The sequence below is a fragment of the Nocardioides sp. Root122 genome, assembly GCF_001425025.1.
Lineage (GTDB): Bacteria > Actinomycetota > Actinomycetes > Propionibacteriales > Nocardioidaceae > Nocardioides.
The window spans coordinates 182,540-207,601 of record NZ_LMDE01000012.1 but is presented as its reverse complement, the minus strand read 5'-3'; the positions used below and the strand labels follow the sequence as shown (position 1 = coordinate 207,601).

Genomic DNA, 25,062 nt, shown 5'->3' with positions numbered 1-25,062 from the left:
CCGACGCTGACCCTGGAGCCATGAGCGGCGGAGCACGCGTCGGGTGCGTGGTGCCGGTCTTCCGGCCCGGTGCCGACCTCCCAGCCGGTGTCGCGAGCGTCCTGCAGCAGGTCGACGACGTCGTCCTGGTCCTCGACGAGGCCGACCCCGCGCCTGCCACGGAGCTGCTGCTCGACCACTGCGTCGCCGAGGGCGCGCGCCTCGTGCGTCACGACGACAACCTGGGCATCGGGGCCGCGCTGAACTCCGGCTTGCGCGCCCTGGACGGGCAGACCGACTTCGTGCTCACCCTCGACCAGGACAGCCGGCTCGAGGACGGCTACGTCGCCGAGCTTGTCGCCGCCCACCGCTTCGCCGACCACCACGGCGTACGCGTCGGCATGGTCGCGCCTGCGGTCGTCGAGTCGATCGGGCGGATGTCCGCCCGGCAGGAGGACGCGGTGCTCGTCGGCGGCGAGCCGATCCAGTCCGGTCTCCTCGTCCCGCGGGCCGTGCTGGAGGACGTCGGCGACTTCGACGACACCCTCTTCATCGACGGGGTCGACACCGACTTCTACCTCCGCGCCCTCGACGCCGGCTACACCTGCGTCGTCGCGCCCGCGACCCGGATCGGCCACCGGCTCGGGGACGCCCACGCGGGTCCGGTGCGGCGCGGGCCCGCCCTCGTGGTGGCCGCCGACTTCCGCTACTTCTACCAGTGGCGCAACCTCGTCCGGCTGCTGCGCCGGCACGCGCGGAGGCATCCCGGGTGGGCGGCGCACGCGGTCTGGAAGGCCGTGCGCCACCTCGGCATCGTCACCGTCCTCGTGCCGGGGCGCGGACCCCGGCTGTCCGCGGCTGCGGCCGGGCTGCGTGCCGGTGTCGCCGGCCGCGAGGGTCGCGCCGAGGCATGAGGCCGGGCTCCGCCGATACGCCGGCCGCCCGGCCGCGTTGGTACCGTGCGAGCATGCGTCCCCCCGTCAGCAGCACGAGCCGGGACGAGGCGCCCACGGCGGCCGCGGAGGACCGGTGGACGGTCCGGCTCGGTGACAAGGTCGCGACCCGGGACAACAACTTCGACGTCCTGCGGCTCTTCGCCGCGTGGGCGGTCCTCGTCTCGCACTCCTTCGCCCTCGTCGGCCGAGCCGAGCCCCTCTCGTGGTTCGGCACCTCGCTCGGCCACGTCTCCGTCCTGATCTTCTTCGCCGTCAGCGGGCTGCTGATCCGTCGCAGCTGGGAGTACGACCCCCGGCCGCGCGACTTCTGGACCAAGCGTGCGCTGCGCCTGCTGCCGGCGCTGGCCGTGGTGGGAGTGGTCACCGCGTTCGTGCTCGGGCCGGTGGTGACGAGCCTGTCGCCGGGCGACTACTTCTCGTCGTGGCAGACCTGGTTCTACCCGGTCCGCATCACCCTGCTCTGGACCTTCGGCGCCCCGCTCCCGGGCGTCTTCGAGGACAACGTGCACCCGGGGGTCAACGGCCCGCTGTGGAGCCTGCCGGTGGAGGTGCTGGCCTACTTCTTCCTCTTCGTGCTGGGCGTGACCGGCCTGCTGAAGAAGCGCGGCGTCGTCACCGCGGTCGCCGTCCTGAGCCTGGTCTGGGCCGGCTGGTGGGTGACGGTGACCTCGACCGCCATCGGGGCGACGTACGTCCTGGCCGGGTTCGCCGTCGGTGCGGCGGCCTACTCCTGGCGTGAGCGCATCGTGCTCGCCTGGCCGGTCGCCCTGCTTCTCGTGCCCCTGTGCATCGCCGCCGGGCTCGGCCCCGAGCCGGTCCGCGTCGTCACGTGGACGCTCGCCGCTGTCTACCTGAGCTACTGGTTCGCCTTCGCGGTGCCGCCGGTGGGCCGAGCGCTCACGCGCTTCGGGGACGCCTCCTACGGCGTCTACATCTGGGCGTTCCCCGTGCAGCAGACGATCGTCCAGGTCGGCGGGCCGGACACCAGCCCGTGGACGATCATGATCATCGCCACTCCTATCGTGTGGCTGCTGGCCATCGCCTCGTGGCGCCTGGTCGAGCGGCCGGCGCTGCGGCACAAGCCGCGACCGGTCCGCCCGACGGCCTGAGGCTCAGCTCCCGCGGACCCGGCGCGCCATCGCCTTCAGGCGGGTGCGCGGGCGGAGCCGCTGGCGCAGCGTCGGAGGCATGGGCGCTGGCGCCTTGGCCCTCCGCTGCTGCCGCAGGCGTCGCTGGAGGCGACGGATCTGGGTCTGCTTCTGCGCGGACTTCTTCTCCAGCTGGGTGACGCGACGCTGCATCTGCCGGGTGCGCTTGCGCAGCTCCGTGAGCTCCAGCAGGTCGGCGCGCAGCTGCCGGGTCTCCCCCGGCGGCAGCAGGAACGGGCGCGAGTCGATGCGGCGCTCGATCTCGCGCTGGTTCTGCGCCCACTCGTCGATCGGGTGGGCGGTGCGGGAGGACTCGCGGGTCTCCCACCAGCGGTAGATCGCGGTGCCACGGCCGATGTCGGTGACGCCGGCGAGCTGCGCCGCGCGCAGCAGGAACTCCCAGTCCTCGGTGGTCGTCATCGAGTCGTCGTAGGCCAGGCCGAAGTGGGTGGCCAGCGACCGCGGGAAGATCCAGCCGATCGGCGGGGACTGGTTGGCCACGAGGTGACCCGCCAAGGAGAAGTCGTCGTCGTAGGCCTTCTCCGGCGCCGTCGTGGACCGGATGCCCGGCAGGCCGCGCACGGTGTCGACCGAGGCGCCCTGCTTCATCGCGATGGTGCGGAGGATCCGGCCGCCGTGCTCACGCTCGGCGTCGCGGAACTCCTTGACCCAGTCGCCCATCACCACGTCGTCGTCGTCGAAGATCGCGACGTAGCGTCCGGCTGCGGCCTCGATGCCGGCGTTGATCGGGGCGGAGCGCTGGCCGTGGTCGAGCAGCACCAGACGGATCCGCTCGCGCAGGGCAGGCGGCTGGTCGTCGATGACGACCTCGACGGCCTTCTGCTCCTCGGCGTTGGTCTTGTGGGCGACGACCAGCACCTCGAAGTCCTGGCAGGACTGCGCGGCGAGGCACACGAGCGCCTCGCGGAGCTCCTGGATGCGGCGCCCCTGGGTGCGCATCACCACACTGAGGAACCGGTCGGTCTCGGTGCTCCGGGGGTCGACGTAGCTCGGGGCGGGGCGTGGCGGCGCCGCGGTGAGCGCCCACACGAACTGGTTGACCAGGCCGTTGGGCTCGGCGTCGCCGCGCACCGTGCGGAGGTAGCGGGAGAACGTGGTCGCCTCGGAGAGCCCGACGTGGTCGCCGGGGAAGTGCTGGTCGCTCCTCGCCAGCAGCACGTCCTCGCGGCCGATGCGCGAGAGCCCGGCCGAGGCGAGCGCGGCCGTGAGGCTCTTCTCGCTGTAGAGCTGGACGTGGGTGACGTCGAGCAGGCCCGCCTCGGTGTAGTCCCAGGTGCCGAGGAGGGTCTTGATGCCGACGTCGAGGTGGGTCACGTTGGGCACGCTCGTCACGGCCACCGCGCGGTGCTCGGCGAGCAGCTCGCCGAGCGCGGCGAGGGCGTGCGAGCCGTCGGTGAGGTGCTCGAGCCCGTCGAGGAAGGTCACCGAGACGAGCCGTCGACCGTCGAGCACCTTGCGCAGCCGTTCGGCGACGTCGGGGTCGGTCAGGTCGGCCGCGTGCGCCTCCAGCCCGCGCGCGCGCAGCTGGTCGAGCTCGAGCTCGTCGACGTCGACGCCGACGTAGTGCAGCCCGAACCAGTCCTTGATCGGCTCGGCGACGTGCCCGAACCCGCAGGCCAGGTCGAGGTGCACACCGTCCTGGTCGAGGTCGGCCGGCAGGTGCTGCTCGAGCAGGCGGAGGGCGTGGCCGAACTTGTTGTCGGGCTGGACCTCGTTGTCGTACTTGTGGAAGTCGTTCACAGCGAGTACCTGTGCTCTGCGTAGCGGCCCTTGGCGAAGGTGCCGATCGTGTGGTCGGGGTCGCGCTGCTCGACGAGGGTGCCCTCGCGCTCACGCTGGCGGAACTCCCGGGCCGCGGCCTTCTCCTCCGGGCTGGCGTCGGCGGACTCGAAGCGGCGCAGGATCGACTTGACCAGCCCCGGCTTCGACCACTTGTGGGCGATGAGCAGACCCGCCTCCGCGGAGAACCTCACCTCGGCGCTCGTGGGCATCCAGCGCCCGTCGGTGTCGAGGTACTTGTCGTGGAAGACCACGGCGGCCGGCTGGAAGACGACCTGCTTGCCGGCCTCGCGCACGCGCCAGGAGTAGTCGACGTCGTCGCAGTACATGAAGAAGGTCTGGGAGTCGAAGCCGCCGAGCTCGACGAAGAGGTCGCGCGGGGTCATCGCGAACGCGGTCGTGGCCCAGGAGGTGAAGCCGGTGCCGCTGGCGTAGTCCTTCGGGTGCTCGATGGGCAGCTGCTTGGCCTCGACGAAGCCCACGGAGGGGTCCTTGAAGGCGGCGAGCATGCGCCAGATCGCGCGCGGCTCGGGGACGACGTCGGGGTTGGAGAAGATGAGGTAGTCGGGGTCGTCGAGGATCTGCGCCATCTCGTTGTGACCGCGCGAGGTCCCGACGTTGTCGGCGAAGAAGTGGTAGCGCAGCTGGTGGATGTGCGGCAGGCGAGCCCGGAGCTCGTCGAGGTCGGCGTCGCTGAGCAGCCGCTCCGAGGACGCGTCGCCGAGAGTCACCACGAAACCGGTGCACATGCCCTCGCTCTGACCGATGCGCGAGGAGTTGTCGAGCGCCTCCAGCATGCGCACCACGCCCGCCATCGGGGTGTGGTAGAGCAGCGACTGCACTCCAATGATCACCGGCTCATCGAGTCGTGGCTCATCGAGCACGCGCATTCCTCCTGTGGCTAGGTCCGAGCAGCCGGGGTGCGTCACCACGCCCCCGTCAAACGTGCAGCAGTATAGGTGTCGCGCCCGGTCAGACGACGCTCAGCGGCAGGAGCGTCTGGCCGGTCGGCCCGACCTGGATCTCGGTGCCCATCTCGGGGCACACACCGCAGTCGTAGCACGGCGTCCAGCGGCAGTCCTCGATCTCGATGTCGGCGCCGTCGGCGGCCGCGAGGGCGTCCTCCCAGTCACCCCAGAGCCAGTCCTTGTCGAGGCCGGAGTCGAGGTGCTCCCACGGGAGCACCTCGTCGTAGTCGCGCTCACGGGTGGTGTACCAGTCGACGTCCACGCCGGTGCCGGCGAGCGCCTTGTCGGCGGACGCCATCCAGCGGTCGTAGGAGAAGTGCTCGCTCCAGCCGTCGAAGCGGCCGCCGTCGCGCCAGACCTCCTCGATGACCCGACCGACGCGGCGATCGCCGCGCGAGAGCAGGCCCTCGACGATGCCGGGCTTGCCGTCGTGGTAGCGGAAGCCGATCGCGCGGGCGTACTTCTTGTCCTCGCGGACGACCTCGCGCAGCAGCCGGAGCCGTTCGTCGGTCGCCTCGTGGTCGAGCTGGGCGGCCCACTGGAACGGCGTGTGCGGCTTGGGCACGAAGCCGCCGATGGAGACGGTGCAGCGGATGTCGTTGCGCCCCGAGACCTCGCGCCCGGTCTTGATCACGCGCTTGGCCAGGTCGGCGATGGCGAGGACGTCCTCGTCGGTCTCCTGGGGCAGGCCGCACATGAAGTAGAGCTTCACCTGGCGCCAGCCGTGGGAGTACGCCGCCGCGACCGTGCGGATCAGGTCGTCCTCGCTGACCATCTTGTTGATGACCTTGCGCATCCGCTCGGAGCCGCCCTCGGGGGCGAAGGTCAGGCCGGAGCGGCGACCGTTGCGGGAGAACTCGTTGGCCAGGGTGATGTTGAAGGCGTCGACGCGGGTGCTGGGCAGCGAGAGCGAGACGTTCGAGCCCTCGTAGCGGTCCGCGAGGCCCTTGGCGACCTCGCCGATCTCGGTGTGGTCGGCGCTGGACAGCGACAGCAGGCCGACCTCCTCGAAGCCGGTCTTGCGGATGCCGTTCTCGACCATGTCGCCGATGGTCTTGATCGACCGCTCACGCACCGGGCGGGTGATCATCCCGGCCTGGCAGAAGCGGCAGCCGCGGGTGCAGCCGCGGAAGATCTCCACCGAGAACCGCTCGTGCACCGTCTCGGCGAGGGGCACCAGGGGGTTGGCTGGGTAGGGCCACTGGTCGAGGTCCATTAGGGTGTGCTTGCGCACCCGGAACGGGATGCCAGGCCGGTTGGGCACGACCGCCTCGATCGAGCCGTCGGCGGCGTAGGCGACGTCGTAGAAGCGCGGGACGTAGATGTTGCCGGTGACGGCGAGCCGGCGGAGCAGCTCCTCACGTCCACCCGGGCGGTCCTCGGCCTTCCACTCGCGCACCACCTCCGAGATCGCCAGCACGACCTCCTCGCCGTCACCGAGCACGGCCGCGTCGACGAAGTCGGCGATCGGCTCGGGGTTGAAGGCGGCGTGCCCGCCGGCGATCACGACGGGGTCGTCCTCGCCGCGCTCGGAGGCGTGCAGCGGGATGCCGGCGAGGTCCAGCGCGTTGAGCATGTTGGTGTAGCCGAGCTCGGTGGAGAAGCTCAGGCCGAAGAGGTCGAAGGCGCCGACCGGACGGTGGCTGTCGACGGTGAACTGCGGGATCGGCCCGTGCTCGTCGCCGGTGCGCATCACCTGCTCCATGTCGGGCCACACCGAGTAGGTGCGCTCGGCGAGGATCCAGTCACGCTCGTTGAGCACCTCGTAGAGGATCTGCACGCCCTGGTTGGGCAGGCCGACCTCGTAGGCGTCGGGGTACATCAGGGCCCAGCGCACGGTCGGGCCGCCGACCTCCGAGGAGGCGGCGCAGTCCCAGTCCTTGACGACGGAGTTCAGCTCCCCGCCGACGTACTGGATGGGCTTCTGCACCGACGGAAGCCTGGCCTCCAGGCGCGGGAAGACCGACGCGACGGACATGGCGGAACACCTCGATGAAGGACGGGAGACGGGGAAGCCGGCACACCACCTCCGGCGGCCGACCACCTAGGTTACGTCGCGGCAGGTGGTGCGGCCTACTCAACGACGGGTCAGCGGCGGGCCAGCGGCCTGCCCAGGGCCGGCTCCGCGACGACTCCGCGACGCACCTGCCCCGACGACCTCAGGTGGATGTTCTGGAGCAGGCCGAGGGCGAGCATGCCCGCGAACAACGAGCTGCCGCCGTAGGACACGAAGGGCAGCGGCACGCCGGTGACGGGCATGATGCCGAGGCACATGCCGATGTTCTGGAAGGCCTGGAACCCCCACCAGCAGGCGATGCCGGCGGCCGCGACGCGACCGAACAGGTCGCCGGCCCCGGCCGAGATCGCCAGCGCGCGCCAGACCAGCACCGCCAGCAGCAGGATCATCACGCCCGCGCCCACCAGCCCCAGCTCCTCACCGGCGACGGTGAAGATGAAGTCGGTGTGCTGCTCGGGCACGAAGCCCGACCGGGTCTGGGAGCCCTCGAAGAGCCCCTGGCCGAGGAGCCCGCCGTTGCCGACCGCGATGCGCGCCTGCTCGGTGTTGTAGCCCGCCCCCCGGGGGTCGAGGCCGGGGTTGGTGAAGGCGAGGAACCGGTCGACCTGGTAGGGCTTGAGCACACCGGCCGAGACCGCGGCAATCGCGCCGACGACGGCGCCGAGGGTCAGCCCGGCCAGCCAGCGGCGTCCGGCACCTGCGATGGCGAGCACGCCGAAGACAGTGGCGGAGAGGACCAGCATGGTGCCGAGGTCGGGCTGCAGCAGGATCAGCACGGCTGGCAGGCCGGCGATGGCGAGCATGGCGAGGACCTCGAGGCTCCCCACCCTCCGGCCCCAGCGCCGCTCCGTCCGCTCGGCCACGACGAGCGCCATCCCGATGACCACGGCGAGCTTGGCGAACTCCGAGGGCTGGATCGACATCCCGCCGACCTGGAGCCACGAGCGGGAGCCGTTGACGGTGCTGCCCGCGACCAGCACCATCACGAGCCCGGCGACGCTCGCGAGGTAGGCCAGCGGCGCGAGGATCCGCACCCAGCGGTGGTCGACGGCCATCACCGCGACCATCAGCACCACGCCGATGGCGACGTTGACCAGCTGCTTGCGCAGGTAGGCGTTCGGGTCACCGCCGGTGAGGTCGGCCCGGGTGGACGTGGCCGACCACACGAGCAGGCTGCCGAGGGCGACCAGCGTCGTGGCCGCGAACATCAGCAGCCAGTCGAGGCCGGGGGCGCGCAGGCTGCTGGAGGCGGGTCCCGATCGGATCGTCACCGGCTCACTCCCCTGCGAGCTTGGTGCGGACGGCCGGCGGCATGATCGAGCCGTCGGCGAGGAACTGCGGCAGCTTCGCCGGCGGGACCGTGCCCGGGATGGCGGCGCGCTTCGGGGAGACGGTCTCGCCGGCGATGCCGTAGAGCGACTCCCAGATCGCGCGGACCCCCTCGCCCGTCGAGCCGGAGCCGGTGCCCGCCTGGCTGATCATCATCACCACGACGTAGTCCTTCGTGTAGGACGCCACCCAGCCGGTCGACTGCTTTCCGTAGACCTCGGCCGAGCCCGTCTTGGACCGGACGGTGACCTTGTCGAGCGGGAAGCCACCCATCTTCCAGGCCATCGTGCCCACGCTGGTGACGCCCTTGAGCGCGTTGTCGATGAAGTCGATGTCCTTCTCCGGCACGTCGACCTTCGCGACCTTGCGCGGGGCGATGCGTCGCAGCACCTCGCCCTCGGGGCTCACGATCGCCTTGGCCACGGTCGGCGCCCAGAGGGTGCCGCCGTTGCTGAGCGCGGCGTAGGCGCGGGCGAGCTGGAGAGGCGTGACGATCGTGTCGCCCTGCCCGATGGAGAAGTTGACCGCGTCGCCGGCCCGGTAGAGGTTGCCCTCGACGCAGAACTCCCGCGCGAAGGTGTAGACGAAGTCGCTGGTGTCGGCGTCCTGCGGCTTGCTGCTGAGGTCGCAGTAGTAGTCCTTCTGCGACTCGTAGTAGGCCTGCTTCCAGTGACGGTCGGCGATGCGGCCCGGGGCCTCGCCCGGCAGGTCGATGCCGGTGCGCGATCCGAAGCCGAAGACCTTGGCGATCTCGACGAGCGGGTCCCTCGCGTCGACGTCGGCCGGGTCGCTGCCGAAGCGCTGCCAGAAGTCGTAGCCGATGCGGTAGAAGAAGGTGTTGCAGGAGACCTCGAGCGCCCGCGCGAAGCCGATGAAGCCCTCGGCGGCGGACTCGTGGTTCCTGAAGGGGCGGTTGCCGACCTGGAAGCTCGAGGAGCAGTCGAGCCGGGTGTCGGTCGAGTAGCCGTTGGTGAGCGCACCCGCCGTCATGAACGGCTTCCACGTCGAGCCCGGGGCGAACTGGCCCTGGGTCGCCCGGGAGAGCAGCGGCGTGCCGGCCTTCTCGGAGTAGAGCCGGGCCAGCTCGGGCTCGCTGATGCCGCCGGTCCACACGTCGGGGTCGTAGGTCGGCTGGCTGGCCATCGCGATGACGCGGCCGGTCTTCGCGTCCAGGACCACCGCCGCCCCCGAGTCGGCGGCGAACTTGCGGCCGGTGACCGGGTCGAGCGTGGCGCGCTGGACCTTGATCCGCTCGGCGAGCTGCTTCTCCACGACCGCCTGGACCTTCGCGTCGATGGAGGTGACCAGCGTGTCGCCGGGCGTGCTCTCGACGAGCGAGTCGTCACCGAGCACGCGACCCATCGAGTCGACCGCGACGCGTCGATAGCCGGGCAGGCCGCGCAGCCACTCGTCGTACTCCTTCTCCACGCCGGCACGGCCGACGACGGAGGCGCCGTTGAGCGAGCGGTCGTCGCGCTCGGAGGCGAGGTCGTACTCGTCCTCGGTGATCGGGCTGAGGTAGCCCAGGACGTGGGCGAGGTTGATGCCGAAGGGCCGGGGGTAGGACCGGACGTTCTGCTGCTCGGCGAGCACGCCCGGGTAGTCCTCGGGCTGCTCGAGCACGCGCAGCGCGACGTCCTTGGAGACGTCGATCGCGACCGGCACCGGCTGGTAGGGCGAGCCGTTCCAGCACACGTCACGGACGCTGCCGGGGTCGCCGCAGGTGACCAGGCGCGCCTCGACCTTCTTCGGCGTGCTGTCGACGGCGACGGCCACGCGTCGGACCAGCTCGGTGCGCTGGTCGTCGTCGAGCTTGCCGAGCAGCGTGCGGTCGACCGAGATCACCCAGGACGTGCGGTTGGCCACCAGGGGGCGGCCCTGGCTGTCGACGATCAGGCCGCGCTGCGGCTGCACGACGATGTCGCGCACCGACTGGTTGGCGGCCTGCGCCTGGTAGGACTCGCCGCCGATGACCTGGAGGTAGTAGAGCCGCACGAACAGCGTCGCGAACAGGGAGAAGGCCAGCACCTGCACCACGACGAGGCGCAGGCGGCTCCGGTGGCCGGCGGGGCTCACGTGGTGGCCCACTGCGGGCTGAGCCGGGTGAACAGCTTCATCAGCGGCGGCAGGACGAACGGGGTGAGCAGGACGTCCCAGACCACGGCGACGAGCACGACCTCCAGCAGGCCGGAGACCGACATCGTCGGGTCCTTGAGCACGACGCCGGTCAGGGCGAACAGCGACGTGGCGACGAACGAGGAGGCGGCGACCGTGCCGATCACCGCGAGGGCGGTGGGCTTCTGGTCCTGGCGCACGCGCGCGGCGAGGAAGGCCGCGACGGTGAGGGCGAGCGCCCAGCGGCCGGCGATGTGGTCGGCCGGCGGCGCCAGGTCGAGCGTGATGCCCGCCACGAACCCCAGGACCAGGGCGAACGGCGCCTCGACGGTGAGGGCGGCCGCCACCACGACGAGGAGGCAGAGGTTGGGCACGATGCCGTGCCACGCCACGTGCGGGAACAGCGACACCTGGAGGGTGAGCGCGACCACGACGGCGGCCAGGGCGGCGAGCCAGCGGAGGTAGCTCACCGCAGGCTCCCGTCGGCCTCGATGATCGCGCGGTCGCTCGCCGAGCCGCTGGGCACCATCACGCCCACGACGTCGAGGGCGGAGAAGTCCACGAGGGGCTTCACCACCGCGCGCTGGGAGGCCTCGCGCAGCGAGCTGTAGACCTCGGTGATCGTGCCGATCGGCACGCCCGGGGCGTAGGGACCCGTGCTGCTCCCCCACGTCACGACCGTGTCGTCGCGCGAGGGCACGGATGCGTCGTCGACCAGGCGGAGGTCGAGGCCTGCGGCCTCCTTCAGCGACCCGCTGCCGGTGACGAAGCCGATCTCCATGCTCGAGCCGACGCGGCCACCGACGGTCGAGTCGGGGTCGACGATGAGCAGGACCGTCGCGGTGCTGCGGGTGACGCGCAGGACCCGTCCGACGAGGCCGTCGTTGTTGACGACCGTCATGTCGGGCCCGATGCCCGCGTCGGAGCCGGCGTCGATGGTGACGGTGAAGCTCTGCGACTGGCGGGAGCCGAGGGCGACCACCCGGGCGGGGACCAGCGCGGACCCGAGGTCGGTCGCGGCGCTGGTGAGGCCGTCGTACTGCTCGAGGCGGTTGCGGTCGAACCCGGCCAGCTCGACCTTGCCGCGCAGCTCGGCGTTGCTCGCCTCGAGGTCACGGACCTCGTCGGCGAGGTCGCCCTTGCTGCGGAACCACGCGGGCACCGCCGTGAAGGGGCGTACGGCGGCTGCCGCGGCCGACTCGGCAGGGCCGAAGGCCTCCCCCACCACGCGTCGGGCCGGCTCGATCGGCGAGCTGCCACCTCCGGAGACGTCGAGCGTGATCAGCGTGACGCTCGCCAGGACCAGCGCCACCAGCAGCGAGCGCGGCGCACGGTTGCGCGACTCGAGCCGGTCGAGACCGGTCCAGCGTCGCTCCCTGCCGTCCTGCCTGCCCCCGAGGCCACGCATCAGAACCGCCTCACGTCGGAGACCAGGACCTGCTGGAGCGCCTCGAACTCCTCCACGCACTTGCCGGCGCCGTAGGCGACCGACGACAGCGGGTCCTCGGCCACGTGCACCGGCATGCCGGTCTCGTGGCGCAGGCGCTCGTCGAGACCGCGGAGCATGGCGCCACCGCCGGTGAGCACGATGCCGCGGTCCATGATGTCGCCGGCCAGCTCGGGCGGCGTCTGGTCGAGGGTGGTGCGCACCGCGTCGATGATGTTGTGCAGCGGCTCCTCCAGTGCCTGGCGCAGCTCGGAGCTGGAGACCACCACCGTGCGGGGCAGGCCGGAGACCATGTCGCGTCCGCGGATCTCGGCGTCGGGCTCGGTCGGCAGCGGGAAGGCCGACCCGAGGGTCATCTTCATCTCCTCGGCCGTGCGCTCCCCCAGCATGAGGGAGTACTCCTTCTTCATCCACGCGATGATCGCCTGGTCGAGGTCGTCGCCGGCGGTGCGGACGGACAGGCTGGTGACGATGCCGCCGAGGCTGATCACGGCGACCTCGGTGGTGCCCCCGCCGACGTCGACGACCATGTTGCCCGTCGCCTCGTGCACCGGCAGCCCGGCCCCGATCGCGGCGGCCATCGGCTCCTCCACGATGTAGACCCGGCGGGCACCGGCCTGGTAGCCGGCTTCCTTGACCGCACGCTGCTCGACCGCGGTGATGCCGCTCGGCACGCAGATCACCATGCGGGGCTTGGCGAAGTAGCGGCGGCGGTGCACCTGGTGGATGAAGTAGCGCAGCATCTGCTCGGTCGCCTCGAAGTCGGCGATCACGCCGTCCTTGAGCGGGCGGATCGCGGCGATCGTGTCGGGCGTGCGGCCGATCATCCGCTTGGCCTCGTGGCCGACCGCGAGCACCTCGCCGTTGGCGGTGTTCATCGCCACCACGGAGGGCTCGTCGAGCACGACGCCCTTGCCGCGGACATAGACCAGCGTGTTGGCGGTGCCGAGGTCGACGGCCATGTCGCGGCCGATGAAGCCCCCAGAAGTGATGTTCAGTGCCATGCCGCAGATGCCCTTGCAGGTCGGGTCGTGCCGGGAAGTGGGGTCAACGGTCTCGCCGACCCACGCTCAGGCTAAGGAGCGCGGAGGGGTGTTCCGGGGAGGACACGCGCGGGTCTAGGTTCGGGACATGGCTGACCACACCTCCGACCTCGACGAGCTCCGGGCGTCGCTGCCCGTCGACCAGATCGCGGGGCAGCTGGGCGAGGACCCCGACGACGTACGTCGCGCGGTGGACGTCGCCCTGCCCGCGCTGCTCGGCGGGCTCAGGGCCAACGCCGAGGACCCGGGCGGCGAGGCCTCGCTGGCCGAGGCGCTCGGTCAGCACGACGCCTCGGTGGCCACACCGCCGATCGACCTCGCCGACGTCGACCCGCAGGACGGGGAGCGGATCACCGCCCACATCTTCGGCGGTCACCAGGACCAGGTCGTGCACCAGCTCGGCAGCACGGGGGCCGGCAGCTCGCTCGTGCAGAAGCTCCTGCCGATCCTGGCGCCGATCGTGCTGTCCTACGTCGCGAAGCAGATGGGGGCCAAGGGCGGGGCCGCCGGCGGGGGCGTCCTCGGCACGGTCCTGTCCTCGATCCTCGCCGGCGCGGCCCAGGGCGCAGGCGGCTCGCCGCGGTCCCAGCCGTCGGGCGGGCTCGGCGGCGTCCTGGGCGACCTGCTCGGCGGGTTGCTCGGCGGCGGCCGCAAGGGCTGATCCTTCGCCCGTTCAGTGATCCCCGGCTGACCGGGGATCGCTGAACATGTCGGCTCGTGCACGGCCTGACATGTTCAGCGAGTGCCTGACAACCCCTCGCCGAGCTCGTGGGCTACGCGCTGAGCTCGGGAAACCAGATGCCGATCTCGCGGGCAGCGGACTCCGGGGAGTCCGAGCCGTGCACGATGTTCTGCTGGACGGCCACGCCCCAGTCGCGCCCGAGGTCACCGCGGATGGTGCCGGGGGCGGCGACGGTCGGGTCGGTCGCGCCGGCGAGGGAGCGGAAGCCCTCGATGCAGCGCTCGCCCTCGATCACGACGGCGAGCACCGGTCCGGAGAGCATGAACTCCACGAGCGGGCCGTAGAACGGCTTGCCCTCGTGCTCGGCGTAGTGCGCGGCGAGGATCTCGGTGGTCGCCTCACGCAGCTCGACGGCCGCGAGCACGTAGCCCTTGGCCTCGATCCGGCGGAGGACCTCGCCCGAGAGGCCGCGGCGTACGCCGTCGGGCTTGACGAGGACGAGGGAGCGCTGGACGTCGGTCATGGGCTGCAGCCTAGCCAGCGGCGGCCTCGGTCAGTCCTGCTGGGCCTGCTCGGCCCGCCAGGCGGCCCATGCCTGGGCGCGCTCCCGCTCGATCTTGCGACCCAGCAGGTCGGCGGCCGCCCAGAGCGCGGCGAAGACCGCGCCCAGCGCGAACATCACCGGGACGACGAGGCCGAGGCCGATCGCAGCCACCTGGACGGCGTAGCCGGCGAGGTAGGCCCACTCCGCCCGGAGCATGCCGGCGAGCAGCAGGCAGACCACGGCCAGGCCGAGGCCCACGGACAACGCCGTGCCGGTGTCCACGTCGGCGATGGTGATCATCACCGGTGTGGTCAGGCCGAGGGTGATGGCCTCGAGGCTCAGCACGGCGGCGCACATGCCGCGGCGCGGCGAGCGCTCGGTGTTGGTGGGCGCGTCCTGCTCGAGGATCCGGTCGGGGGTCTCGTCGCTCATCGACGGCCCTTGAGCAGTGCACGTGCCTCGCCGACCGTGACGACCGACCCGGTGACCAGGACGGCGCCGGACCCGATCGAGACGTCGATCGCCTCGCCGGCCTCGGCGAGGGTGGCGGCCCGGTCGATCGCGTCGGCCAGGTCGGGGACGACGGAGACCCGGTCCTCGCCGAAGACCTCGACGGCCACACGGCCGAGGGCGGCGGCCGACATGGAGCGGGGCGTGGAGTTCTGCGTGCACACGACGTAGGCCAGGTGCGGCTCGAGGGCGGCGAGGACGCCCTCGTAGTCCTTGTCCTCCATCACGCCGATGACGCCGACGAGCGGGCTGAACGAGAACGAGTCCTCGAGCGCCTCGCCGACGGCCTCGGCGCCATGCGGGTTGTGAGCCGCGTCGAGCAGGATCGTGGGGCTGCGGCGGATGATCTCCAACCGGCCGGGCGACGTGACCTCGGCGAACGCCGCCCGCACCAGCTCGTCGTCGAGCTCACCGCTGCCGAACGCCTCGACCGCGGCCAGCGCCACGGCGGCGTTCTGAGCCTGGTGGGCGCCGTAGAGCGGCAGGAACACGTCGTCGTAGGTCGCGCGCAGCCCCTTGAGGGTGACGACCTGTCCGCCGACGGCGGGGGTGCGCGCCAGGACCCCGAACTCGATGCCCTCGCGTGCCACCGTCGCGCCGACCTCGCCCGCCCGCTCGAGCAGGACCGCGGCGACCTCGGGGGTCTGCTCGGCCAGGACGGCGATCGAGCCGGCCTTGATGATCCCGGCCTTCTCGACCGCGATCGTGGCGGGGTCGTCGCCGAGGTACTTGGCGTGGTCGACGGCGATCGGCAGCACCACGGCCACGTCGGCGTCGATGACGTTGGTGGCGTCCCAGCTGCCACCCATGCCGACCTCGACCACGGCCACGTCGACCGGCGCGTCGGCGAAGGCGGCGTAGGCCATGCCGACGATGGTCTCGAAGAAGCTCAGCGGGTGGTCCTGCCCGGCGTCCACGAGGTGGGTGTAGGGGGCGACGTCGTTGAAGGCGCGGACGAAGGCCTCGTCGTCCAGCGGCTCGCCGTCGATGCTGATCCGCTCGCTCATCCGCTCCAGGTGCGGTGAGGTGAAGCGGCCGGTGCGCAGGTCGAGCGCGCGCAGCAGCGTCTCGATCATCCGGCTGGTGCTGGTCTTGCCGTTGGTGCCGGTCAGGTGCACGGAGCGGAACGAGTGCTGCGGCTCGCCGAGCAGCTCGGTGAACGCCTCGATCCGGTCCAGGCTGGGCTCGAGCTTGGTCTCGGGCCAGCGCGAGAGCAGCGCGTCCTCGACCTCGTCGAAGGTCTCGGCGAGGCGCGGGCCGTCGGCGGCGCCAGGATCGGGGCGGGGGGTCTCAGTCATGGGACCTCGAGTCTATTGACCCCGGTCAGCAGGAGACGACCCGCCGCCACGGCTTCACGACCTGGAGCGCCTTGCCGTCGAGCGGCCTGGCGCGGAACTGGTCGAGTGCGTCCTCCCACCGCGGGTCGGCGGTGCCGGTGACGTACATCGCCGAGCCCTGGTCGGCATAGACCAGCCCGTACTTCTTCATCGCCTTCACGATCGTCCGCGCCACCCCCGTGTAGCGGTTCGCCGGGAACGACCTCGGCAGCCGGAAGCGCAGGCCGTACGCCGGCAGGTCGCGCGCGGTGTTGCCGCTCGGGCCGCAGTGGCGGGCCGGCCAGGTGTAGGCGTTGCGGGCGCTCGGCATGGTGAACCGCAGGGCGTGGGTGATCCGTCCGGACGCGGCCTCGTCGTAGGAGAGCAGGCCGGGCGTGATCGGCAGGCCCGCCGCGTCGGCGGAGGTCCAGCGAGCCGGGCGCAGCGCGTTGGACGAGAGGTCCCAGCGGGCGGCGGCCGCGGCGCGCCAGGCGACGACCCTGCCGGAGGCGTCGCGCACCCGCTCGGCGGCGTACAGCTCGACGAGGTCGCACGTGCCGCTGCGGACCGTCAGCACGTGCCGGTCCCCCTCCCCCGGGTCGGGCTCGGCGCGACTGCCGCCCTCGATCGCGGCGTCGGCCGGGACGAACACGGGTCCGCGGTCGCTCTCGTCGCCGTAGTCCTCGCCGTCGACACCGAACTGCAGCGGCAGCAGCGGCTGGTCCTCGGGCACCACGTTGACCGGGATGCCGTAGTACTCCTCGGTCGTGCCGAGGTCGAGGTGCAGGTCGTGGCCGGCGAGCTGCCGTCCGACGATGGCGTCCGACGACCGCCACACCGGCCGCCGGTCGACGCGCCGGTTCCACGGGTTGTCAGCCGGGAAGACCTGGCAGCCGCCGATCCGGTGGACACGGGGTGCCGCCTCCCTGGCTCCGCCGTCGGGCACCGAGGCCGGGGCCGCGGTGACCGGCAGGACGAGGGCGAGGAGGACGAGCGCGAGAGCCGGGGTCGTACGCCGCATCGGCCGAGCCTAGGGCGTGGTGGGGGCCCTGACGAGGTGCTCGGCCATGTCGACCACCGGCTCGTAGCCGAGGCTCGCGTAGATCTTGTTCGAGGTCGGGTTGGCCTGGTCGGTGAACAGGCACATCCGGTGCCCGGCATCGAGCCCGCGGTGCGTCAGCTCCCCCACGACGTACGACGCGATCCCGCGGCCGCGGAACTCCTTGGGCGTGTAGACCGGCCCGACCCGCGAGACGCCGTACGACGGCAGGCTGACGCCCGACAGGTGCGCGACCTCGCCGTCGGGCATCTCCCAGAGCCACTCCACGCCCTCGCGGATGCGGACGAGGGCGCTGTCGAGGGTGTTGTGCTCGCCCGAGTGCGGGTCGGGCTCGCGGCCGGCCTGCTCGTCGGCCTCCTCGTGGAAGGCGGTGAACCACGCGAGCACCAGCTCGGCGTCGTCCTCGGTGGCCTGCCGCAGCCGCCCCTCGGGCGCCGGCGGCACGTCGACCGAGGTGGCCTCCCAGAGCCGGGTCGCCTTGTCGGTCACCATCTCCCCGCCGGTGAGCTCCGCGGTGGCGCGGGCCAGCACCTCCGCACCCGGCAGCGCGCCGTTCGCCCCGCCGAGGAGCTCCCCGCGCTCGTGCAACGTGGCCGCGAGAGCACGTGCGGCCACCTCCGTCATCGGCAGCGCGAAGGTCGGGTAGGGCTTGAAGGTGGCGGTGCGCATCGCGGCGCTCACCGCCGCGCCGGAGCTGTCACGCACGACGAGCCACCAGCGCGGGAACGGCGCCGCCGCCTCCGCCCACGAGTCACGCCCCTCGGCGAGCTCGCGCTGGACCCGTTCGCTGACGCTGGCGATCACGCTCCCCAGCACGGGCTGCGCCGCGAGGAGCCCGCCTGCCGCGTCGAGGAAGGGCTCCGGGGCGTCGAAGAACTGCAGGGTGACGGCGTCGTCGGGGTCCGGTTCCATGGCGGCACGCTAGGGCGTGGCACTCATGGGTCGATACTCGTTTTCGCAGGCCGGAGGCCCGTCAATAGACTTCCGACATGACTGACAACCCCAGCACCCAGGCCCCGGAGACGACCAGCACCGATCCGCGTGCTGTCGTCGTACCGGAGCGTCCGGCGCTGGAGGGCCTCGAGGACAAGTGGTCGCGTGCGTGGGCGGACAACGACACCTACGCCTTCGATCGCACCCAGCCGCGCGAGAACGTCTACTCCATCGACACCCCGCCCCCCACGGTGAGCGGCTCGCTGCACGTCGGACACGTCTACTCCTACAGCCACACCGACCTCATCGCGCGCTACCAGCGGATGCAGGGCAAGGCCGTCTTCTACCCGATCGGCTGGGACGACAACGGCCTGCCGACCGAGCGTCGCGTCCAGAACTACTTCGGCGTCCGCTGCGACCCGACCCTGCCCTACGACCCCGACTTCACGCCGCCGGAGAAGCCCGACCCCAAGCGCCAGGTCTCCATCAGCCGGCCGAACTTCATCGAGCTGTGTGAGCAGCTCGTGGTCGAGGACGAGAAGGCCTTCGAGGCGCTGTGGCGCCAGCTCGGCCTGTCCGTGCAGTGGAACCCCACCTACACCACGATCGGCGACCACTCCCGCACGGTCAGTCAGCGCGCGTTCCTGCGCAACTACGCCCGCGGCGAGGCCTACCTCTCCGAGGCGCCGACGCTGTGGGACGTCACCTTCCAGACCGCCGTCGCCCAGGCCGAGCTCGAGGCCCGCGACTACCCCGGCCACTACCACCGCGTCGCCTTCCACAAACCGGACGGCACGCCCATCCACATCGAGACGACCCGCCCCGAGCTGATCCCCAGCGTGGTCGCGCTCATCGCGCACCCCGACGACGAGCGCTACCAGGACGTCTTCGGCACGACCGTCACCTCGCCGGTCTTCGGCGTCGAGATCCCGGTCCTCGCGCACCCGGCCGCCGAGCCCGACAAGGGCGCCGGCATCGCGATGTGCTGCACCTTCGGCGACCTCACCGACGTGATGTGGTGGCGTGAGCTGGACCTGCCGGTGCGTACGGTGGTCGGCCGCGACGGCCGCCTCGCCCGCGAGACGCCGGAGTGGCTGGCGCAGGCTGCGGAGGCCTACGAGCAGCTCGCCGGCAAGACCACCTTCAGCGCCCGCGAGGCGATGGTCGGCCTGCTCCGCGAGTCGGGCGACCTCGACGGCGAGCCCAAGGCGACGCAGCGGATGGCGAACTTCTACGAGAAGGGCGACAAGCCGCTCGAGATCATCGCCACCCGCCAGTGGTACATCAAGAACGGCGGCCGCGACGCGGCGCTGCGCAAGGAGATGCTGGTCCGCGGCGAGGAGATCACCTGGATCCCCGCCCACATGAAGCACCGCTACGACAACTGGGTCGGCGGCCTCAACGGCGACTGGCTCATCTCCCGCCAGCGGTTCTTCGGCATCCCGTTCCCCGTCTGGTACCCGCTCGACGCCGACGGCGAGCCCGACCACGACCACCCGCTGCTGCCCACCGAGGACCAGCTCCCGATCGACCCGTCGACGCAGGCTCCCCACGGCTACACCGAGGACCAGCGCGGGAAGCCCGGCGGGTTCATCGGCGACCCCGACGTGATGGACACCTGGGCCACCTCCTCGCTCACGCCGCAGATCGCCGGCATGTGGGAGGTCGACGACGACCTGTTCCAGCGCGTCTTCCCCTACGACCTCGCCACGCAGGCGCACGACATCATCCGCACCTGGCTGTTCTCCCGCGTGGTCCGCTCCGACTACGAGTTCCAGGCCGTGCCGTGGTCGCACGCGATGATCTCCGGCTTCATCGTCGACCCCGACCGCAAGAAGATGTCGAAGTCGAAGGGCAACGTCGTCGTCCCGACCGACATCCTCGGCACCTACGGCGCCGACGCCGTCCGCTGGCGCGCCGCCATCGGCCGCCCGGGACTCGACTCGCCCTTCGACGAGTCGCAGATGAAGGTCGGCCGACGCCTGGCGATGAAGGTCCTCAACGCGTCCAAGTTCGTCCTCGGCAACGTCGGTGCGACCACCTTGGTCCCCAGCGCCGTCAGCGCCGCGGTGGACTGTGCGCTCCTCGGTCGTCTCGAGATCGTGGTCCGCAGGGCGACCGAGGCATTCGACGCCTACGACTACACGACCGCGCTGGAAGTCACCGAGAAGTTCTTCTGGGAGTTCTGCGACGACTACCTCGAGCTGGTCAAGGAGCGCGCGTACGACACCGACGGCGGCGTCGCGACCGAGTCGGCCAAGGCCACCCTCGCCATCGCGCTGCACACCCAGCTGCGGCTGCTCGCGCCCTTCCTGCCGTACGCCACCGAGGAGGTGTGGTCGTGGTGGCAGGACGGCTCGATCCACCACGCCGCATGGCCGACGGCCGCCGACCTCGGCTCCGCCGCGGCCGCGCAGCCGCTGGTCCTCGATGCCGTCGCCGCCGCCCTCACCGGCATCCGCGGGGCGAAGTCACAGGCCAAGGCCAAGATGCGCGCGCCGCTCTCCCGCGTCGAGATCACTGGGCCCGAGCACCTCGTCACCGCGGCCCGGGAGGCCCAGGACGACCTCCGCGCGGTCGGCACGATCGTGGGCGATCTGGTGTTCACCACCGACGAGTCGGCCACCGAGCTGCGCGTCACCGCCGAGCTCGCGCCGACCGACGCCTGAGCCGAGCACACGTCCGGGGGAATGGCCCGGCTGCGGACCCACGAAGCCGCAGCCGGGCGTCCCCCTGCCTCACACGAGGACGACCAGGACCACGCACAGCACGGCGACCAGCACCGCCGCGATGATCGGTCGCTTCTCCTCAGCCCTCAACGGGTCTTCGCCCCACATGCAGACGAGACGTGGGTCACGCGGGTCCATGACACGGTTCGGGCCGACATTTCTGTCGACGCCCGGTCAGGACTAGACCAGCTCAGGGGTGACGGGCGGCCTTCGCGGCGTCACGAGCGGCCTCCGCCGCCTCCCGCTCGGCCTCCCGAGCGGCCTCGGCGGCCTCCCGCTCGGCATCACGCGTGGCCTTCGCCGCCTCGTTCGCGGCCTGCTGGGCCGCCTTCGCGGCCTCGCGCTCCGCGTCGCGAGCGGCCTTCACTGCCGCGTGCTCGGCCTCACGGGCCGCCTTCGCGGCCTCGCGCTCCGCGTCGCGAGCGGCCTTCTCCACGGCGTGCTCGGCCTCGCGAGCCGCCTTGGCGGCCTCGTGCTCTGCCTGGCGGGTGGCCTTGGCGGCATCCCGCTCTGCGTCGCGAGCGGCCTTCACTGCCGCGTGCTCGGCCTCACGGGCCGCCTTCGCGGCCTCCCGCTCGGCCTCGCGCTGCGCCTTGGCGGCCTCCCGCTCGGCCTCGCGCTGCGCCTTGGTGGCTTCCTGCTCGGCCTGCTGCTCGGCCTCGTCCTCCGTCTGGGTGGTGTCGTCCTCCATCTCGGGCTCGGCCTGCTCGTCGTCGCCGCCGGTGCTGGTGCTGCGCACGGGCGACACGGAGTGACCCGCCGCCCGGACGGGACGCGCCTGCGAACGGCCTGCTCGGGCCACGACGCCGCGCGCCGTTCCCAACGGCTGGGCGCTCAGCTCGACGGGGACGCTCACCGTCGTCTCGTCGGCGGTCGGCTCGGCGGGCCGTGGGTCGTGCGGGGCCTTCTCGGCCTGACTCGCGGACACGATCGGCCGGCCCGGGTGGATCAGGTCAAGCCCCCATCCCCGGCTCACCGAGAGCGTCATCAGGACGGCGCACAGCACCGCCACCAGGGCGAACCCGGCGAGCGGCCGCTTCTGATCAACCCCCACGGGTTCCCCTTCCCACATGCAGACGTGACGTCAGTCTGAACGGGTCATGACGCAGAGGCACGGTCGATGGCCCCGAATAGTCCGAAATGACTAGGGACGACTAGTCCCTGCGGGTCACGCCGCGTGCTGCGGCGCCGATCGAGCAGGCGTCGTGCCCGCTGGCCGATCCGTCATCGCGACCCGACCGCATCGGCTCACCGTCGCATGACGGAGCGGGGCGTGTGAGGAGGTCGCCGTGACCGGCAGGAGGTCAGGCGGACTTCTTCTTCTTCGCCTCGGACTCACGCAGGACCAGCGTCGGGGCGACCTCGTCCTCGACGACCTCGCGGGTGACGATCACCTTGGCCACGTCGCCGCGGGAGGGGACGTCGTACATGACGTAGAGGAGGACCTCTTCGATGATGGCGCGAAGTCCGCGAGCGCCGGTGCCCCGCTCGAGCGCAGCCTCGGCGATCGAGTCGATGGCGTCGTCGGTGAACTCGAGCTCGACCCCGTCGAGGTCGAAGAGCTTCTGGTACTGCTTGACGAGCGCGTTGCGCGGCTCGGTGAGGATCTGGACGAGCGCCTCGCGGTCGAGCTTGCTGACGCTCGCGATGAGCGGCAGGCGGCCGATGAACTCGGGGATCAGGCCGAACTTGGTGAGGTCCTCGGGACGGACCTGCGCGAGCAGGTCGTCGCCCTCGCGCTCGGCGGCCCCGCGCACCTCCGCGGTGAAGCCGAGGGACTTCTTGCCGACGCGCTGCTCGATGATCTGCTCGAGGCCGGCGAAGGCACCACCCACGATGAAGAGGATGTTGGTAGTGTCGATCTGGATGAACTCCTGGTGCGGGTGCTTGCGACCGCCCTGCGGGGGCACCGACGCGGTCGTGCCCTCCAGCATCTTCAGCAGTGCCTGCTGCACGCCCTCACCGGAGACGTCGCGCGTGATCGAGGGGTTCTCCGACTTGCGGGCCACCTTGTCGATCTCGTCGATGTAGATGATGCCCGTCTCGGCCTTCTTGACGTCGTAGTCGGCGGCCTGGATGAGCTTGAGCAGGATGTTCTCGACGTCCTCACCGACGTAGCCGGCCTCGGTGAGCGCCGTGGCGTCGGCGATCGCGAACGGGACGTTGAGCATCCGGGCGAGGGTCTGGGCGAGGTAGGTCTTGCCGCAGCCGGTCGGGCCGATCACCAGGATGTTCGACTTGGCGACCTCGACCACGTCGTCCTTGGCCTTGCCCGAGACGGGCTGGAGGCCGGACTGGACGCGCTTGTAGTGGTTGTAGACCGCGACGGCGAGGGACTTCTTGGCGTGCTCCTGGCCGATGACGTAGGAGTTGAGGAACTCGAAGATCTCCCGCGGCTTGGGGAGCTCCTCGAGGCTCACCTCCGAGCCCTCGGCGAGCTCCTCCTCGATGATCTCGTTGCAGAGCTCGATGCACTCGTCGCAGATGTAGACATTGGGTCCTGCGATGAGCTTCTTGACCTGCTTCTGGCTCTTTCCGCAGAAGTTGCACTTGAGCAGGTCGCCACCGTCACCGATACGTGCCACGAGTCGTGTCCTCCAGTCTCGCCGGACGGGGGTCCCGGCTGTCATCACCCTGCAACGGGCCCCACGACGGTACCCCGTGCCGGCCCCCGTCGGGGGCCGGACACGAGATGTCGCCGATCATTGTTGTGGTGTGCCTCAGGCGAGCGCCGGGGCGCCCTTGCGCGACTCGATCACCGCGTCGATGAGGCCGTACTCGACGGCCTGCTCGGCGGTCAGGATCTTGTCGCGCTCGATGTCGCGGCTGACCTGCTCGATGTCCTTGCCGCTCGACTCGGCGATCATCTTCTCCAGGAGCTCGCGCATCCGGAGGATCTCGTTGGCCTGGATCTCGATGTCGGAGGTCTGGCCGAACGTGCCCTCGGTGTAGGGCTGGTGGATCAGGATGCGACTGTTGGGCAGCGCCATCCGCTTGCCCTTGGCGCCGGCGCCGAGCAGGATCGCGGCCGCCGAGGCCGCCTGGCCCAGGCACACGGTCTGCACGTCGGGCTTGATGAACTTCATCGTGTCGTAGATCGCCGTCAGCGCCGTGAACGAGCCACCGGGGCTGTTGATGTAGATGCTGATGTCGGTGTCGGGGTTCATCGTCTCCAGGCACATGAGCTGGGCGATGACCGCGTTGGCGACGTCGTCGCTGATCGGCGTGCCGAGGTAGATGATGCGCTCTTCGAAGAGCTTGGCGTAGGGGTCGATGCGGCGGAAGCCGTAGGAGGTGCGCTCTTCCCACTGCGGGATGTAGTAGTTCATGTTCAGTCCTTGGTCCGGGCCGGGCGACCCTCGTCGGCTGCCTCGCGGGCACTGGTGATCACCTGGTCGACCAGGCCGTACTCGACCGCCTGGTCGGCGGTGAACCAACGGTCACGGTCGGCGTCGGCGACGACCTGCTCGACGCTCTGGCCGGTGTGCTCGGCGATCAGGTCGAGCAGCACCTTCTTGATGTGCAGCGACTGCTGGGCCTGGATCTTGATGTCGGAGGCCGATCCACCCATCCCCGAGGACGGCTGGTGCATCATGATGCGCGCGTGGGGCAGGGCGTAGCGCTTGCCCTTGGTGCCGGCGCACAGCAGGAACTGGCCCATCGAGGCCGCAAGGCCCATGCCGACGGTCGCCACGTCGTTGGGGATGTAGTTCATCGTGTCGTAGATCGCCATGCCGGCGTCGACCGAGCCGCCGGGGCTGTTGATGTGGAGGAAGATGTCGGCCTCCGGGTCCTCGGCGGAGAGCAGCAGGAGCTGGGCGCAGATCGCGTTGGCGTTCTGGTCGCGCACCTCCGAACCGAGGAAGACGATGCGCTCGCGGAGGAGGCGCTGGTAGATGTGGTCGTCGAGGCCATACATCCCACCGGCGCCGTTCATCTCAGGCGAGAGGGCTGGGCTGGAGTTCTGGTTCACGCTGGCGACACTAGCCGGAAGGACGGACACTTCCACGCGATGACCCACCCTGTTCGCCCACAGCGGATTCGCTGACGGCCTCAGCCGCGGGCCACCTGGTCCAGCACCTCGCGGAAGACGCGGTAGCGCTCGTCACCCACGGACTCGGCCCACTCCCGCTCGCACGCCGCCAGGACCCGCTGAGCACGCGCCAGACCGTCGCGGCCGCGGTCGGTCACGGTCACCCGCTTGGCCCGGCGGTCCTGCGGCTCCGGGCAGACCTCCACCATGCCGAGGCCCGCGAGCTGGCGCACGAACTGGCCGCAGCCCTGCGTCGTCATGCCCGTGCGCTCGGCCAGCTCGGTGATGGTGAGGCCCTCGGCCGGCAGCCACTCCATGACCCGCAGCTGCGAGGGTCGCAGGGCCGGAGCGTCCTGGGCGAGCCGGTCGCGGAGCCGGGCGAAGACGAGTCCCATGAGGAGCGGGACGTGCGGCTCGAGGTCCTCGGGAAGGTTGTTGACGGCCATCATGAAA

23 protein-coding genes are annotated in these 25,062 nt (G+C 71.1%); 4 read left to right on the top strand and 19 right to left on the bottom strand.

What is annotated here, in order from left to right; genetic code table 11:
- Positions 1 to 20: 20 nt before the first annotated feature.
- Both ASC64_RS16455 and ASC64_RS16450 read left to right on the top strand, forming a co-directional pair.
- Positions 21 to 893, top strand: a complete 873-nt coding sequence (locus tag ASC64_RS16455) for a glycosyltransferase (protein WP_056908618.1) — start codon at positions 21 to 23, stop codon at positions 891 to 893.
- Positions 894 to 946: 53 nt separating this feature from the next.
- Complete coding sequence (locus ASC64_RS16450) at positions 947 to 2,044, top strand: acyltransferase family protein (protein WP_056908617.1); 1,098 nt, start codon at positions 947 to 949, stop codon at positions 2,042 to 2,044.
- 3 nt (positions 2,045 to 2,047) lie between these two features.
- Here the strand turns inward: ASC64_RS16450 and ASC64_RS16445 are convergent, their stop codons facing one another.
- The 8 genes from ASC64_RS16445 to ASC64_RS16410 all read right to left on the bottom strand — a co-directional run bounded on the left by ASC64_RS16445 (position 2,048) and on the right by ASC64_RS16410 (position 12,763).
- On the bottom strand, positions 2,048 to 3,844 hold the full coding sequence (locus tag ASC64_RS16445) for a methyltransferase domain-containing protein (RefSeq protein ID WP_056908616.1): 1,797 nt from the start codon (positions 3,842 to 3,844) through the stop codon (positions 2,048 to 2,050).
- Positions 3,841 to 4,767 (bottom strand): glycosyltransferase family 2 protein, encoded by a 927-nt coding sequence (locus ASC64_RS16440; protein WP_156385242.1) that lies wholly within the window; start codon positions 4,765 to 4,767, stop codon positions 3,841 to 3,843. Before ASC64_RS16440 ends, ASC64_RS16445 begins: the two co-directional genes overlap by 4 nt.
- Positions 4,768 to 4,855: 88 nt before the next feature.
- A complete protein-coding gene (locus ASC64_RS16435) occupies positions 4,856 to 6,829 on the bottom strand; it encodes a TIGR03960 family B12-binding radical SAM protein (RefSeq protein WP_056908614.1) in 1,974 nt (657 codons plus the stop codon).
- 110 nt (positions 6,830 to 6,939) lie between these two features.
- Entirely contained in the window at positions 6,940 to 8,139 is a 1,200-nt protein-coding gene (rodA, locus tag ASC64_RS16430; protein WP_056908613.1) for a rod shape-determining protein RodA, read from the bottom strand.
- Positions 8,140 to 8,143: 4 nt separating this feature from the next.
- Positions 8,144 to 10,273, bottom strand: coding sequence for a penicillin-binding protein 2 (gene mrdA / locus ASC64_RS16425; protein WP_056908756.1), 2,130 nt, complete (start codon positions 10,271 to 10,273; stop codon positions 8,144 to 8,146).
- Entirely contained in the window at positions 10,270 to 10,782 is a 513-nt protein-coding gene (gene mreD, locus ASC64_RS16420) for a rod shape-determining protein MreD (protein WP_056908612.1), read from the bottom strand. Before mreD ends, mrdA begins: the two co-directional genes overlap by 4 nt.
- Entirely contained in the window at positions 10,779 to 11,720 is a 942-nt protein-coding gene (gene mreC / locus ASC64_RS16415; RefSeq protein ID WP_082550563.1) for a rod shape-determining protein MreC, read from the bottom strand. The genes mreD and mreC overlap by 4 nt, the downstream gene beginning before the upstream one ends.
- Positions 11,720 to 12,763, bottom strand: coding sequence for a rod shape-determining protein (locus ASC64_RS16410; RefSeq protein WP_056908611.1), 1,044 nt, complete (start codon positions 12,761 to 12,763; stop codon positions 11,720 to 11,722). The genes mreC and ASC64_RS16410 overlap by 1 nt, the downstream gene beginning before the upstream one ends.
- 127 nt (positions 12,764 to 12,890) lie before the next feature.
- On the opposite strand from ASC64_RS16410, the gene ASC64_RS16405 reads away from it, so the two are divergent.
- A complete protein-coding gene (locus tag ASC64_RS16405) occupies positions 12,891 to 13,463 on the top strand; it encodes a DUF937 domain-containing protein (RefSeq protein WP_056908610.1) in 573 nt (190 codons plus the stop codon).
- Between the two features lie 112 nt (positions 13,464 to 13,575).
- Here ASC64_RS16405 and ndk read toward each other — a convergent pair whose 3' ends face one another.
- The 5 genes from ndk to ASC64_RS16380 are packed head-to-tail and all read right to left on the bottom strand — an operon-like array spanning position 13,576 to position 17,826.
- Positions 13,576 to 14,007 carry a nucleoside-diphosphate kinase gene (ndk, locus tag ASC64_RS16400; RefSeq protein ID WP_056908609.1) on the bottom strand — a complete coding sequence of 144 codons (432 nt, stop codon included), beginning with the start codon at positions 14,005 to 14,007 and terminating at the stop codon, positions 13,576 to 13,578.
- 30 nt (positions 14,008 to 14,037) lie between these two features.
- The gene (locus ASC64_RS16395) at positions 14,038 to 14,460 is read right to left on the bottom strand and encodes a DUF4233 domain-containing protein (protein ID WP_235563791.1); all 423 of its coding nucleotides are present in this window, start codon (positions 14,458 to 14,460) and stop codon (positions 14,038 to 14,040) included.
- Entirely contained in the window at positions 14,457 to 15,836 is a 1,380-nt protein-coding gene (gene folC, locus ASC64_RS16390) for a bifunctional tetrahydrofolate synthase/dihydrofolate synthase (RefSeq protein ID WP_056908608.1), read from the bottom strand. The genes ASC64_RS16395 and folC overlap by 4 nt, the downstream gene beginning before the upstream one ends.
- A gap of 25 nt (positions 15,837 to 15,861) precedes the next feature.
- On the bottom strand, positions 15,862 to 16,875 hold the full coding sequence (locus ASC64_RS16385) for a hypothetical protein (RefSeq protein ID WP_056908607.1): 1,014 nt from the start codon (positions 16,873 to 16,875) through the stop codon (positions 15,862 to 15,864).
- A gap of 9 nt (positions 16,876 to 16,884) precedes the next feature.
- Positions 16,885 to 17,826 (bottom strand): GNAT family N-acetyltransferase, encoded by a 942-nt coding sequence (locus ASC64_RS16380; RefSeq protein WP_056908606.1) that lies wholly within the window; start codon positions 17,824 to 17,826, stop codon positions 16,885 to 16,887.
- Positions 17,827 to 17,903: 77 nt separating this feature from the next.
- Here ASC64_RS16380 and valS point away from each other — a divergent pair, with 77 nt between their 5' ends.
- On the top strand, positions 17,904 to 20,516 hold the full coding sequence (valS, locus tag ASC64_RS16375) for a valine--tRNA ligase (protein WP_056908605.1): 2,613 nt from the start codon (positions 17,904 to 17,906) through the stop codon (positions 20,514 to 20,516).
- Positions 20,517 to 20,585: 69 nt separating this feature from the next.
- Here valS and ASC64_RS23025 read toward each other — a convergent pair whose 3' ends face one another.
- The 6 genes from ASC64_RS23025 to ASC64_RS16350 form a co-directional block, all read right to left on the bottom strand.
- The gene (locus tag ASC64_RS23025; RefSeq protein ID WP_268788250.1) at positions 20,586 to 20,714 is read right to left on the bottom strand and encodes a hypothetical protein; all 129 of its coding nucleotides are present in this window, start codon (positions 20,712 to 20,714) and stop codon (positions 20,586 to 20,588) included.
- Positions 20,715 to 20,766: 52 nt separating this feature from the next.
- Complete coding sequence (locus tag ASC64_RS16370) at positions 20,767 to 21,630, bottom strand: hypothetical protein (RefSeq protein WP_056908604.1); 864 nt, start codon at positions 21,628 to 21,630, stop codon at positions 20,767 to 20,769.
- 250 nt (positions 21,631 to 21,880) lie between these two features.
- Entirely contained in the window at positions 21,881 to 23,161 is a 1,281-nt protein-coding gene (clpX, locus tag ASC64_RS16365) for an ATP-dependent Clp protease ATP-binding subunit ClpX (protein ID WP_056908603.1), read from the bottom strand.
- A gap of 135 nt (positions 23,162 to 23,296) precedes the next feature.
- Positions 23,297 to 23,905 carry an ATP-dependent Clp protease proteolytic subunit gene (locus ASC64_RS16360; protein WP_056908602.1) on the bottom strand — a complete coding sequence of 203 codons (609 nt, stop codon included), beginning with the start codon at positions 23,903 to 23,905 and terminating at the stop codon, positions 23,297 to 23,299.
- A 2-nt stretch (positions 23,906 to 23,907) separates the two neighbouring features.
- Entirely contained in the window at positions 23,908 to 24,513 is a 606-nt protein-coding gene (locus ASC64_RS16355) for an ATP-dependent Clp protease proteolytic subunit (RefSeq protein ID WP_056908601.1), read from the bottom strand.
- 116 nt (positions 24,514 to 24,629) lie between these two features.
- On the bottom strand, positions 24,630 to 25,058 hold the full coding sequence (locus ASC64_RS16350; protein ID WP_056908600.1) for a MarR family winged helix-turn-helix transcriptional regulator: 429 nt from the start codon (positions 25,056 to 25,058) through the stop codon (positions 24,630 to 24,632).
- Positions 25,059 to 25,062: the final 4 nt, after the last annotated feature.